Raw genomic sequence first — 12,672 nt, forward strand, 5'->3', positions numbered from 1 at the left:
GGTGCGCGAAACCCCCGCCGTCCGGGAAGCGGGACCGGGGTCCGGTCAGTAGACGGGCTTCTCCGGCTCGATCTGGTTGACCCAGCCGATCACGCCGCCGCCGACGTGGACGGCGTCCGAGAAGCCGGCGGACTTGAGGACCGCCAGGACTTCCGCACTGCGGACACCCGTCTTGCAGTTCAAGACAATCTTCTTGTCCTGCGGGAGGCTCTCCAGGGCGGAGCCCATGAGGAAGTCGTTCTTCGGGATCAGCCGCGCGCCCGGGATGGAGACGATCTCGAACTCGTTCGGCTCGCGGACGTCGATGAGCTCGATGTTCTCTCCGTCGTCGATCCACTCCTTGAGCTGCTTGGGAGTGATCGTGGAGTCGGCGGCCGCCGCCTGGGCCTCCTCGGACACGACGCCGCAGAAGGCCTCGTAGTCGATGAGCTCGGTGACGGTCGGGTTCTCGCCGCAGACCGCGCAGTTGGGGTCCTTGCGGACCTTGACCTGGCGGTACTGCATCTCCAGGGCGTCGTAGATCATCAGGCGGCCGACCAGCGGTTCGCCGATGCCCGCGAGGAGCTTGATGGCCTCGTTGGTCTGAATGGAGCCGATGGACGCGCACAGCACGCCCAGGACACCGCCCTCGGCGCAGGAGGGAACCATGCCGGGGGGCGGGGGCTCCGGGTAGAGGCAGCGGTAGCAGGGACCGTGCTCGGACCAGAAGACGGACGCCTGGCCGTCGAAGCGGTAGATCGAGCCCCAGACGTAGGGCTTGTTCAGCAGCACACAGGCGTCGTTGACCAGGTAGCGGGTCGCGAAGTTGTCCGTACCGTCGACGATCAGGTCGTACTGGCTGAAGATGTCCATCACGTTGTCGGCCTCGAGCCGCTCCTGGTGAAGGACCACGTCCACGTACGGGTTGATGCCCTTGATGGTGTCGCGGGCGGACTCGGCCTTGGAACGGCCGATGTCGGCCTGACTGTGGATGACCTGACGCTGCAGGTTCGACTCGTCGACCTCGTCGAACTCCACGATGCCGAGCGTGCCGACACCGGCTGCCGCCAGGTACATCAGGGTCGGCGAGCCGAGGCCGCCCGCGCCCACGGCGAGCACCTTGGCGTTCTTCAGCCGCTTCTGCCCGTCCATCCCCACGTCGGGGATGATCAGGTGGCGGGAGTACCTGCGGACCTCGTCTACGGTGAGCTCGGCGGCCGGCTCGACCAGGGGTGGCAGCGACACGGGGACTCCGTTGGTCGGTCAGTAATTACGGTTGTTCTCCTGGTAACACTGCCACGGCCTTTTTCATTCCGAGACACCTGTCCCGACTCGCGAGACGATCTCGTCCCAGTACCCGGGCATCGTCTCCCAGGGGTCGACTCGGCCGCCCCGGTCCGTGCGGTCGGTGAAGCAGATCGTCGCGGCGCCCTGCCAGCGGGCGATGCGCAGCGCCTCGTCCAGATGTCCGCGGGGAACGCCGTGGACGAAGTGGCAGAAGCGTTCGGGCCGGTAGTCGGCGCTCCAGTCGGCCGCCTGGGACCAGCGGTAATCGCTCCAGGTGCCCGAGAAGGTGACCAGTTGATCGGCGTTCTCGGCATAGCCGGGGTAGGGGTGGGTGCCGTGGCCGAGAACGACATGAGCGTCGTCACGGATCATCCGCAGGGTGGTGACCGTGCGGCGGACCTCGGGGAGCGCGGCCCGTTCGGACGGGCAGCGGTCGAGGAGGAAGCCGTCGACCCGGTACCAGTCGAGATACCGGTGTGCGTCGGAGACCAGTGCGCCGAAGCGCCGGGCACCGTACGCGGCATCGAGGTGGCCGAGGACGCGGACGCCCACGTTGCGCAGGTGGCCGGCGGCCTCCAGGCAGTGCGGGTCGGGGTGCGCGCCTGGGCCGTCGGCGACGTTGAGGACGACCCAGTGCAAGGGGATGCCCGGTTTGGTGAGGTCGGCCCACTCACCGGGGGCGAGGAGGGGGTGGGCCAGGCCCGGGACTCCGAGGCCGGTTCGGACGGCGGTGCTCGCTGTGCCCGCTTTCCTACTGGTCAGATACGGCACGCCGCCTCCATCCAGATGTCGGCGAGAGATTCTTCGAGGGCGATCCGGGGCCGCCAGCCGAGCCGGTCGCGTGCGGTGCGCACATCGGCCTGCTGCCAGCTGCCGCAGCCGTCCGGGTAGGGGTGGGCGACCGGGGCCGCGTGCTCGGTGTCGGCACGGTCGGCGCGGTGGCCGAGGGACTCCGGGCGGTGATGGCCGAGGGCATCGGTGCGGTGGTGACCGAGGGAGTCGGCACGGTGGCCGACGGACTCGGTGCGAGGGTGGCCGATGGTCGGCCGCAGCGCCCCGGGCGGCCCGTCGAGCTCGTGCAGGGCGCCGCCGTAGCCGGCCACGCGGGCGAGGACGGCGGCGGCGTCGCGCAGGCGGACGGCTCGGCCGGAGCCGATGTTGATGACGCCCTGCGCGGCGGAGAGCGAGGCGGCGTGGACGGCGCGTGCCACGTCGCGGACGTCGATGAAGTCACGCTGCGCGCCGAGTCCGCCGAGCCGCAGTTCGCCGTCGCCGGACTGCATGGCGCGGCGCATGGCCTCGGCGAGGCGGCCCAGTGGTGAACCGGCAGGGGTGCCGGGACCGGCGGGCGAGAAGACGCGGAGGACGACGGCGTCCAGGCCGGAGCCGAGGACCAGTTCCGTCGCGGCGAGTTTGCTGACGCCGTAGGGGCCACCGGGGCGGGGCACGGCGTCCTCCGCCGTGGAGGAGCCGGGCTGGCTGGGGCCGTACTCCGCGCTGCAGCCGACCTGCACCAGGCGGGCGCCGCAGCCGCTGCGGCGCAGAGCCTCGCAGACGGTGGCGACGGCGACGGTGTTGTGCCGGGTGAGTTCGCGGGCGCCGCCGCGGGTGGCACCGGCGCAGTTGACGACGACGCCGGGATGGACCGCGTCGAGGAAGCGGGTGAGGGCGCCGGGGCTGCCGGTGGCGAGGTCGAAGCGGACGTCGGCGTCGTCACCGCGGCCGAGGGCGGTGAGCTGGACGGCCGGGTCGGCGAGCAGACGGTCGGCGACGAAGCGGCCGATGTAGCCGTTGGCTCCGATCAACAGGACTCTCATCGGGCGGCTCCCGGTGCCGAGGCGTCGGGTCGGGAGGTGGTCATCTGGGGCTCCTTCGGAGAGTGGTGCGGACGTGTGGGTGGAGGGCCGTCCGGGCGCGCGGTCACCGCTGCTGCTCCGTCGATGCGTGGGCCGAGGCTCTGGTCAGTCGGCGGGTCGCGTGGATCAGGAGGGTGAGGGCGCCGGTGCCGCAGGCCACCGCGGGGACGCCGGCCGGGCCGCAGGCGACGACGAGCGTCTCCACGGGAACGGCCAGGAAGCCGCATCCGGGGAGGCGGCCGGCGAAGAGCGTGGCCAGGGCGACTGCCTCGGCGGTGGCCGCGGCGGTGAGGACGAGTGTGGGGGCGTGGATGTGACCGTGCACGGTGAGAAGGCGGGCGAACAGGAGCAGGGCACCCAGGGTGATCCCCTGCGGGTAGGCGGCGGGCTCGCCGAGGGCCGCGCCGGTCAGCGCGAGCAGGGCCGTCAGGGCGACCAGGAACAGGGCGAGCGTGCCGAGCAGCAGCGGGCGTACGGAGGCGGAGAAGTCGGCCAGGCCGCGGCTGGCCGTCAGTCTGCGACGCGCGCCCACGGCGAAGAAGTGGGCGCTCGCGGTCGCGGGCGCGCAGGCAAGGGCGAGGGCCAGGACGGGGACGACGGTGACGGGCCACGGACCGTCGGTGGTGCCGTCGGGCAGGCCGTCCGGGCCGCCTGCGAGGGCGGCGTCGAGCAGGCCGTCGCCGAGGAGCGCGTAGCCGAGGAGCCAGCAGGTCGTGGTGCCGGTGGTGCGCGTGGCGGCGTGCAGTGGGCCTCGGCGCACTGCGGCGCGCAGGGCCAGGACCACAGCGAGGAAGCCGGCGACGGCCACGATCAGGCGCGGCCGGCCGTCGGTGAGGCGCAGGCCGGCCGCGGTCGCGGCGCCCAGCACGCCCGGCAGCAGGGCGAGGACGATCCACACGGCGCGTGCCCGGGGTGTCGGCGGGTCCGTGGCGCGCGGAGGGGTGTCGGCTTCGCGCGGTACACGGGCGTACATCTCCTCCGCGAGGGAGAAGACGTCCCGGTGCCGGAAGCGTGCCGCGGTCCGGTCGGTGACGCCGTGCGCCTCCAGGCCCGCCGCGATCTCCAACGGGTCCACGGCCCGTTCGCACAGGGTGCGGTGTCGGTGCATCAGGGCCTTCACGGGATCCGCGGTGGCGCGGTGAGCAGCGGACGGCGACCGCTTGCGACCGTCGACCGGTGGGCCACCGGCATCCTCGCGAGCCCGCTCTCCCTCACCCGGAGACCGGCCCTCGCTCGACCACCGGCTCCCGCCCGGACGCCGATCCTCAACCGGGCCCGGGGCCCCGCCCGCGCCCGACGGTCGGCCCCCACCCGACGGCCGGTCCTCGCCCGCCTCCTGCCCGGCAGGTGCTTGCGTGTCACGGATCGCGTTGGTCAGGGACTGCCGTGAGCGTTCGTCCCATGCGCCGGGGCTGCCCGGGTTCTCGGGGCGGTCCAGTTCGCCGAGGCCGCTCATCGGGCCCCCTCGGTCGCGGAGAGGGGTTTCGTGGCCCGGACAGGGGCGTCCGTCACCCAGCCGGGGCCGCCCCGGGCCACGACACGGGCCGTGGGATCGATCCAGCGGCCGGGGACATGGGCCTCGGCGGGGACGGCGAACGGCAGGGGCTCGCCGGTGTCGTCGAGGAGGACGCGGCGCAGCGGCGTCCTCGCGAGGATGTCCAGGTAAATGGCGTGGAACGACGCGACGTTCTGCTCGACGGTGAAGAGCTCCAGTGCCCGGGCACGCGCGGCGGCACCCAGGCGCTCACGACGCTCGGGGTCGCGCAACAGGGCGACGCACGCCTCGGCGAGCGCCCGCGGATTGCGCGGGGGCACCACGAGCCCGGTACCGCCGATGACCTCCACCACCGCGCCGACATCCGTGGACACCGTCGCTCGACCGCAGAACATGGCTTCGACCAGACCGGCCGGGAACCCTTCGACGACGCTGGAGAGGACGACCAGGGCGCCGCAGGCGTACGCGTCGGCACGGGACGGCAGTTCCGGCCCGCCGGTCTCCTCGAAGGAGACCGGATTGCGGCCGACGGCGTGCGGACCGTCGGCCTCGTCGGGGAAGAGCTGCGCGGCCAGGCCCTTGCAGTGGGCGTGGTAGGCCGCGCCCTCGGGGCCGCCGGGGCTGCCGACGATCCTGAGACGCGCCCCGGGTTCCTTCTTGCGGATCTCCGCGAAGGCGTGCAGCAACGAGACCAGGTCCTTGGCGGGCTCGACGCGGCCGACCCAGACGAGGGTGTGCGGGTCGGCGCCCTGCGGCGACTCCCCCGCCTCCGCGAAGGCAGACGCGTCCATCCCCGGGTAGACCGTCCGGAGCTTGGCGCGGTCGGCCCCGCAGCGCTCCTGCCAGCGCCGGGCGTGCGCGTTGCCGGGCGTGATCACGGCTGCGCGCCGGTAGGTCTCGGCGGCCAGTCTGCCCTGGAAGGCGGCCAGCAGGGACCGTATCGCGGGTGAGGAGTCGGGTTCCGTCAGGTAGTGCGTGCGCAGCCGCACCCCGTACTCGGTCACCAGCAGGGGCACGTCGCAGAAGTGCCGGGCGAGCAGGCCCGCAAGGGACGCCGTGCCGCCGGAGGCCGCGTGGCACAGGTCGACCGCGCCCAAGCCGTCGGCCTCGTACCAGTCGAGCGACAGGGGGCGCAGGGCGCGTTCGAGGCGCGCGGCGACGGCGAGCAGATCGGGGACGCGCGCCTCGCGAGCGGAGGGGTGGGCGCCGGGCGCGCGACAGGCGCGTTCGAGTGCGCGTACGGCGGTGTCCGAGCGCAGTGCGCCGGGCAGTCCGCCCTCGTCGCGGGCGAGTTCGGCGAGTCCGTACAGCGCGTTGGCGAAACGGTCCGCCTCAAGGGCCGACGCGCCCTCCGACGCATCTTCCACGGCCCCGGCCGCGGTTCCGGCCGAGGTTCCGGGGGTGGTCGCGCACAGGGCTGCGGCCAGTTCGCCGTAGTACTCGGCGAAGCGCCTGCGCACGCGCCGCCCGTGAGCGACCCCGTCGTCCCCGGCGTCCCACAGCGGCGCGGTGCGCACCCGGCTGACCTGCGGCGGCAGCGGGACCCACCCCTCGTCCTCCTGGCGCTCGCTGTGACTGAGCGCGTAGACGTCGAACTCGTGCTGCCCGAGCCCGCGCACGAGCCGGTCGCACCAGAGCCCGGCCTCACCGCTCACATACGGATAGCCACCCTCCGTAAGCAGTCCGATGCGCACGCGCGCACCCCCGATCTCCCGTTTGGGGAACCGCCGTTGGCTCGGCGGCTCACAGCGGGACGAAGGTATGCGGACAAGGCGGTGGCGCGATGGACGGTTGTCCATCACGCCACCAAAAGGGGTGAACGGTCGTAACTTTCCCGCACGGGACGCGTTCGATCGCGCTAAGAGATCACCCGGTCACCAGGCGTCACGCTCCGGCCAGGCATCGCCCGCCAACGCTTTCACTGTTGCCGGTCAGTCATCACTGTTGGGGTACGCCCAGGGGTTGGGGCGGCAGTCGATCCCGTCGTGGTCGACGAACTTGGTCTGCTGCTGCATGACCGGGGCGAGTTCGCCGTCCTTGTCGCAGGTGACGTGGTTGAAGCCGATACGGTGGCCGACCTCGTGGTTGATCAGCATCTGCCGGTAGGCGTGGATCTCGTCGCCGTACGGCGCCGCGCCCTGCGCCCACCGGTAGGCGTTGATCATCACGCGCTCGGTGGCGGCCGAGTCGCAGGACACGTTGTCCTCGGTGGTGTCCAGGCCGGACTTGGCGCACCAGTCGGCGGTGGTGCCGGGGCTGGCCAGTGTGATCACGAAGTCGGGCTGCCCGGAGTGGATGCGCTCGAAGGTGCGCGCGCCGTTGTGGGCCCAGCTCCGGTTGTCGTTGAGCGTCTTCTGCACGGCCTCGGCGAAGAGTTCTCCGTCCAGTCCGAGCCCCTGCTCCACGTCCACGCGATAGGTGTACTTCTGTCCCGTCCCCGGCCCCTTGGCGATGCCGGGGACCGCGTCGAACTTCCCCGAACCCTTCATCGTGGCGCCGAGCGGGTACCTCTTGGCCATCTTCTGCTCGTACGTCAGCGGCGGAGCCTCGGGTGCGGACGGCGTCGGCCGCCCGTCCGCCCGCGACGAGGAGTCGTGGGCGCCGCGGGCCTGGTCGGGGGCGGCCTGCGACCGCAGGTCCTCGCCCTGCGGCCCGTCGGCGACCTGGCCGGCCACGACGACCGCCAGCACGGTGGTGACGGCGGCCGCGGCGATGCCGGTGAAGGTCCGGCCCTTGCCGCCCTTGGCCGGCGCGGGTCCACCGGTGCGCGGCGCGTCGTCCGCGTCGGACGCGATGCCACCGCCCGCGCCGCCGACGCCCCCGCCGTCGGCGCTCCAGTCGGTGACGGAGGGGTACGGGTCGGCGGGCTGCGCGGTGACGGAGGTACGGCGCGGGGGACGGCCCCCGAAGACGTCGCCGCCCTCGCCGAAGGCGTCCACGTACTCCTGCCGCGGCGCTCCCGGGGGCGCCTGCCGCTGCCGCGGGAACGGAGAGCCGGGCCTCGTGGACCGGCCCGGCTGCCCGGGGGCACCGGCCGGCGGCCCCGCAGGGGTGCCGTACCCGGCGCCGGCCCGCCCGCCCAGCTCACCCCAGCCACCGCCGGCCTCACGCTGCTCGGGGTGGCCACCACGAACCTGCGGCACACCGTGCGCCGGGGCACCGCCGGAGACGCCGGGGACACCACGCGCCGGGGTACCGCCTGGGAACCCGGGCACACCGTGCGCCGGAGTACCGCCGGAGACCCCGGGGACACCGTGCGCGGGCGTACCGTCCGCCATTCGCGGAAGCCCACGCCCCGGCGTCCCGTCCGGATCCGACGGAACCGACGGAACCGACGGAACCGACGGAACACCATGCCCCGGCGCACCGTCCGAAAACTCCGGAAAGCCATGGGCCGGCGTCCCGTCCGGCAGCCTCCGCCCCAGGCCCAGGCCCAGGCCGGGGCCCGAGCCCGGACCGGCATGCCCCTGGCTGCCCCCCGGGACCCCACCCGGCGCCCCGTGGGGATCCGCTCCGGGCATCCCGCTCGCCGGTGCCGCCTGCTCCCCCGCCGGAGGTCCGGGCGCTCGACGGCCGTCGGGCCACCCGGGGCGTTCCTCCCGCGCTGCGGCCGTGCCGGCGTCCTCGGCCCTGGGGGCGGGTCCGCGGCGGCTGTGGCGTCCCACGTTGCGCCTCAGCCTCCTGTGGTCTGGTTGGCGGGCTCGTCGTCGACGACCCCATCGGTCCTGTTGTCGCCCGTCGACTCCCCGGCGTACGCGAGGAGTTCACGGAAGGCCGTGGCCACGGTCTCCGGATACTCCATCATCGCCACGTGTCCCGCGTCCGGCAGGGTCAGCAGCCGGGAGTCACGGAAGGCACGGGCAGCCCGCTGGGCCATGCGGTAGCCGACGAGTTGGTCCCGTCCACCGTAGACCAGGAGCGTGGGTGCGAGAACCCGCCCGGCCTGTCGCCACAGCCCGTGCTGGCCGCCCAGCGTGTACGCGTTGACGATTCCGCGCGCGGAACGCGCCATCGCGTCCCAGAAGTACGGCAGTTGCAGCCGCCGTTCCATCTCCTCCACGGCGTTGCGGAAGGCTTCCGGCGTCACCCTCCCCGGGTCGCCGTAGCAGAGCGCCGTCACACCGCGGACCCGCTGCTCGGCGGTCCACTCCCGGGTGAGCCGGGTGAACAGCGACACCACGCCCGGCAGTGCCAGCAGCCCCGTCGGTACGGCGCTGCGCTGTACGCGGATCTCCGGCAGCGCGGGGGACACGAGGGTCAGCGTCCGCACGAGGTCGGGCCGCACGGCGGCGACGCGGGTCACGACGGCGCCGCCCAGCGAGTTGCCGAAGAGGTGCACGGGGCCGCGCCCGGCAGCGTCGAGGTAGCGGATGACCGCGCGCGCGTGTCCCGTGATCGAGTAGTCGCCGTCGTCCGGTGGCGGAGAGTCGCCGAAGCCCGGCAGGTCGACGGCCTCGCTGTCGACGACGTCGTCCAGCAGCGGCATCAGCGCCGACCAGTTCTGCGAGGAGCCGCCGAGACCGTGGACGTACAGCGCGGGCGGGAGTCCCTCGCGCACCGGCCGCCTCGAGCGCACCGCCAGGGTGACGCCGGCCAGGTGGACCGACCTGAGGTGCTCGCCGTCCGCGACCTTGACGGCTGCGACCTTCGGCAGCACGGTGGCGGGCGGCACGGAGGGCAGGTCGGTCGAAGACATGCGGCAATGTTACGAGACGATCACGTAGTGGTTCGTGTGTTCGCCGTCACAGGCGCGGACGCCCCGTCACAGGCGCGGATACTCGGCACGGCCGCCGGGCGCCCACGGCCGCGTCCCGGGGACTTGGCGACGCGTGGCGTCCGGATCGCGTGTCTCCTACGCTCGTGGAGTGGGCACCCGCGTGTGGCCCCTGCATCTTCAGGGACGTTCGTAGGAAGGGAGCCCAGGATGACCGTCGACCCGTCCGACCCCGAGACCTTCGACGACGAGACACAGGAACCGCAGGAGTTCGACGTCGAGGCGCCCGACGCCGACGCGGCCGAGCAACAGGCGGACATCGCGCCGGAGCGCGACGATTCGCTGACCGGCGTCGAACCGGACCGCGCCAACGAGGCCGACCTGGCGGAACAGGCCCGCGTCGTCTCCCACGACGAGGACGACTACCGCTGAGTCGCGGTGCCGTGAAGGCGGCCGAGGGGGCCCGCCCAGCAGGAGGGAGGCCGATTTCTGCCCGGACTGATCCTTTTTGAAACCTGTTGTGCCGCTTTCGTCACCGTCCGGTCCGTGAAATTCTGCGCTCGCACCGCGCACACCACGGTTACCGAAAAGTACGATGGCGACGCGGCGCACACCGCACGTGGACGACTATGGGAGGCGGCGTGACAGCCATCGAGCAGACAGAGGCAGTACGCCCGCGGGGCACACGCCTTCCCCGCCGCGCCCGACGCAACCAGCTGCTGGGCGCCGCACAGCAAGTGTTCGTGGCCCAGGGCTACCACGCGGCCGCGATGGACGACATCGCCGAACGGGCCGGTGTCAGCAAGCCGGTGCTCTACCAGCACTTCCCGGGCAAGCTCGACCTCTACCTCGCCCTGCTGGACCAGCACTGCGAGGCCCTGATCCAGTCCGTACGGCACGCGCTCGCGTCGACGACCGACAACAAGCAGCGCGTCCGCGCGACGATGGACGCCTACTTCGCGTACGTCGAGGACGACGGCGGCGCCTTCCGCCTGGTGTTCGAGTCGGACCTGACGAACGAGCCCGCCGTGCGCGAGCGCGTCGACAAGGTCACGAACGAGTGCGCCGAGGCGATCTGCGACGTCATCGCCGAGGACACCGGCCTCTCGCGCGCCGAGTCGATGCTGCTGGCCTCCGGGCTCGGCGGCCTCGCCCAGGTGGTGGCGCGCTCCTGGCTGCACAGCGACCGCAGCGTGCCGCGCGACCAGGCGGTCCAGTTGCTGACCTCGCTGGCCTGGCGGGGCATCGCCGGATTCCCCCTGCACGGCAGCGAGCAGCACTGACCGGCACGGCGCTGCGGGGCGTGCGCCGGTTCTGTTCCCGCCGGCTGTTCGCTCCTGGCGTTCTCCGGCGCAACGTGCAGGTCCCCTCACCGGGCTAATGTGTGCTGGGTACGGCGCGGAAGATCGCGCACTTCACTGACCGTCGGAGGGACATAGCCGTGGAGGTCAAGATCGGCGTGCAGCACGCGCCCCGCGAGATCGTTCTGGAGAGCGGTCAGAGTGCCGAGGAGGTCGAGCGCGTGGTGGCCGAGGCACTGGCCGGCAAGTCGCAGCTCCTGAGCCTCGTGGACGAACACGGCCGCAAGGTCCTGGTACCGGCCGACCGTCTCGCCTACGTCGAGATCGGCGAGCTGTCCCCGCGCAAGGTGGGCTTCGGCGCGCTGTAGCCGGCGGACGCGGAACGCGTGACGCAGAGCGGGAGGGGCCCGGCGGTGAGTCACCGCCGGGCCCCTCCCGCTCTTCCCGTTCACGTACGGACTTCCCGTTCACATGCGGGGCTCACGGTTCACCCACAGGGGAGGATTGCATTCCGCAGGTCAGGGGTAAGACGGCTGTGACCGTTTGGGGCAGGCCGGCCATGTGGGAGGGACCCCGACATGCTCTTGGAAGCGCTCAGCGCCGCGATCCTCGGTTTGGCGCTGGCATGGGCCGCCGCCCACCGTCTGCCGCACCGCCTCCCGGCCCGTGTGCTGGTGCTGCCGACGGGAATCGCCGGGGCCCTCTTCGGAGCGTTCGTGACGCACACCGCGCTGGGTGCCGGCGGTCTCCTGCTGGTCCTCCTGGGCTCGGCGGCCCTCTCCGCGGCCTCGCTGTCGCTGCTGCTGCGCCCCGCGGGAAGACTCCGCCGCCGGTCGGCGACCGCCTGACCGACGGCCGACCGCGCTGGCGCCCGCACCGACGGCGTCCAGCCGCCCGCAGGTGATCGGCCGCTCGTCGGCGACCCCTCACCCGCAGCCACCAGCCGCCCGTGGCCGTGGTCCCGCCGCCGTCGGTTCCGTCCGACGGCCGTGATCAGGCCGCCAGGCCCAGCGCCGCCATCCGCTTGGTGTGCGCCTCGGTGATCCGGGAGAACATCCGGCCCACCTCGGCGAGGTCGAAGCCGTCCGCGACGCCGCCCACGAGCATCGTCGACAGCGCGTCCCGGTCGGCCACCACCCGCTGGGACTGGGAGAGCGCCTCCCCCATCAGCCGCCGCGCCCACAGCGCGAGCCGCCCGCCCACACGCGGGTCGGCGTCGATCGCCGCACGCACCTTCTCCACGGCGAAACCGGCGTGCCCGGTGTCGTCGAGCACGGCCAGCACCAGCTCGCGGGTGCCGGAGTCGAGGCGGGCCGCGACCTCGCGGTAGAAGTCGCTGGCGATGGAGTCGCCGACGTAGGCCTTGACGAGTCCCTCCAGCCAGTCGGAGGGGTCCGTCTGCCGGTGGAAGCCGTCGTAGGCGGCCACGAACGGCTCCATCGCCGCCGTCGGCTCCTCACCGATCTCGGCGAGCCGGTCGCGCAGCCGCTCGAAGTGGTGGAACTCCGCCGACGCCATCTTCGCCAGCTCCGCCTTGTCCGCCAGCGTGGGCGCCAGCTTGGCGTCCTCCGCGAGCCGCTCGAACGCCGCCAGCTCGCCGTACGCGAGCGCGCCGAGCAGGTCCACGACAGCGGCACGGTACTGGGGGTCGGCGGCGGCCGTCGCCCAGTCCCGGGCGGCGACCGACGTGGTTTCGGCGGGGGCGTCTGCGGCGTTGCCAGGCTTGTCAGAGCTCGTCATGCAGCGCACAATAGCCCGCCCTCCGCCTGCCGGACGGCCCCCGGTGGACCCCGAGCACCCCCGGTCGGCCAGTGTGACGACGACTACGTGACCAAATCGGCCATCGCATGTGCGCGAATCCGGGGTATGGTGGTAATGCGCCTGCCGAGTATGTGACGTACGGGTACGTGACGTCTTCGACGGGCCGCACGTATGAGGATGCCCGGTCGGTGGCCCGATCGGCTCCGACCCGACAGCCCTCCTCCCGTACGCCACACTGCGTACGGGATTCGGAGGGGGACCCTCAGTGGTACGAGCGCT

General features: G+C 72.8%; 12 protein-coding genes. 4 read left to right on the plus strand and 8 right to left on the minus strand.

All coding sequences use genetic code 11. The annotated features are described in order from the left end of the window. Positions 1-45: 45 nt before the first annotated feature. The 7 genes from moeZ to RM812_RS16090 all read right to left on the minus strand — a co-directional run bounded on the left by moeZ (position 46) and on the right by RM812_RS16090 (position 9,313). Positions 46-1,224 carry an adenylyltransferase/sulfurtransferase MoeZ gene (gene moeZ / locus RM812_RS16060; RefSeq protein ID WP_311573229.1) on the minus strand — a complete coding sequence of 393 codons (1,179 nt, stop codon included), beginning with the start codon at positions 1,222-1,224 and terminating at the stop codon, positions 46-48. 63 nt (positions 1,225-1,287) lie between these two features. Continuing rightward, positions 1,288-2,037 (minus strand): spherulation-specific family 4 protein, encoded by a 750-nt coding sequence (locus tag RM812_RS16065; protein ID WP_311573230.1) that lies wholly within the window; start codon positions 2,035-2,037, stop codon positions 1,288-1,290. Continuing rightward, positions 2,025-3,083, minus strand: coding sequence for an NAD-dependent epimerase/dehydratase family protein (locus RM812_RS16070; RefSeq protein WP_311573231.1), 1,059 nt, complete (start codon positions 3,081-3,083; stop codon positions 2,025-2,027). The genes RM812_RS16065 and RM812_RS16070 overlap by 13 nt, the downstream gene beginning before the upstream one ends. Positions 3,084-3,186: 103 nt before the next feature. After that, complete coding sequence (locus tag RM812_RS16075; protein WP_311573232.1) at positions 3,187-4,578, minus strand: hypothetical protein; 1,392 nt, start codon at positions 4,576-4,578, stop codon at positions 3,187-3,189. Next, entirely contained in the window at positions 4,575-6,311 is a 1,737-nt protein-coding gene (locus RM812_RS16080) for a DUF3492 domain-containing protein (RefSeq protein WP_311573233.1), read from the minus strand. Before RM812_RS16080 ends, RM812_RS16075 begins: the two co-directional genes overlap by 4 nt. Positions 6,312-6,548: 237 nt before the next feature. Then, on the minus strand, positions 6,549-8,282 hold the full coding sequence (locus RM812_RS16085) for a DUF3152 domain-containing protein (protein ID WP_311573234.1): 1,734 nt from the start codon (positions 8,280-8,282) through the stop codon (positions 6,549-6,551). Between the two features lie 8 nt (positions 8,283-8,290). Further along, positions 8,291-9,313 (minus strand): alpha/beta fold hydrolase, encoded by a 1,023-nt coding sequence (locus RM812_RS16090; protein ID WP_311573235.1) that lies wholly within the window; start codon positions 9,311-9,313, stop codon positions 8,291-8,293. Positions 9,314-9,541: 228 nt separating this feature from the next. Between RM812_RS16090 and RM812_RS16095 the strand changes: the two genes are divergently transcribed. The 4 genes from RM812_RS16095 (at position 9,542) to RM812_RS16110 (ending at position 11,480) form a co-directional block, all read left to right on the plus strand. Continuing rightward, a complete protein-coding gene (locus RM812_RS16095; RefSeq protein ID WP_311573236.1) occupies positions 9,542-9,763 on the plus strand; it encodes a hypothetical protein in 222 nt (73 codons plus the stop codon). Positions 9,764-9,972: 209 nt separating this feature from the next. After that, positions 9,973-10,614 (plus strand): TetR/AcrR family transcriptional regulator, encoded by a 642-nt coding sequence (locus RM812_RS16100; RefSeq protein WP_311573237.1) that lies wholly within the window; start codon positions 9,973-9,975, stop codon positions 10,612-10,614. Between the two features lie 158 nt (positions 10,615-10,772). Next, positions 10,773-11,000, plus strand: a complete 228-nt coding sequence (locus tag RM812_RS16105) for a DUF3107 domain-containing protein (protein ID WP_311573238.1) — start codon at positions 10,773-10,775, stop codon at positions 10,998-11,000. A gap of 210 nt (positions 11,001-11,210) precedes the next feature. Then, positions 11,211-11,480, plus strand: coding sequence for a hypothetical protein (locus tag RM812_RS16110; protein WP_311573239.1), 270 nt, complete (start codon positions 11,211-11,213; stop codon positions 11,478-11,480). A gap of 145 nt (positions 11,481-11,625) precedes the next feature. Here the strand turns inward: RM812_RS16110 and RM812_RS16115 are convergent, their stop codons facing one another. Continuing rightward, entirely contained in the window at positions 11,626-12,372 is a 747-nt protein-coding gene (locus RM812_RS16115) for a ferritin-like domain-containing protein (RefSeq protein WP_311573240.1), read from the minus strand. Positions 12,373-12,672: the final 300 nt, after the last annotated feature.

The organism is Streptomyces lancefieldiae (genome assembly GCF_031845825.1).
GTDB lineage: Bacteria > Actinomycetota > Actinomycetes > Streptomycetales > Streptomycetaceae > Streptomyces > Streptomyces lancefieldiae.

Coding starts and splice junctions, on each gene's coding strand:
- RM812_RS16070 (WP_311573231.1), bottom strand. CDS start 3,083: ATGAGAGTCCTGTTGATCGGAGCCAACGGCTACATCGGCCGCTTCGTC.
- RM812_RS16075 (WP_311573232.1), bottom strand. CDS start 4,578: ATGAGCGGCCTCGGCGAACTGGACCGCCCCGAGAACCCGGGCAGCCCC.
- RM812_RS16090 (WP_311573235.1), bottom strand. CDS start 9,313: ATGTCTTCGACCGACCTGCCCTCCGTGCCGCCCGCCACCGTGCTGCCG.
- RM812_RS16095 (WP_311573236.1), top strand. CDS start 9,542: ATGACCGTCGACCCGTCCGACCCCGAGACCTTCGACGACGAGACACAG.
- RM812_RS16110 (WP_311573239.1), top strand. CDS start 11,211: ATGCTCTTGGAAGCGCTCAGCGCCGCGATCCTCGGTTTGGCGCTGGCA.
- RM812_RS16115 (WP_311573240.1), bottom strand. CDS start 12,372: ATGACGAGCTCTGACAAGCCTGGCAACGCCGCAGACGCCCCCGCCGAA.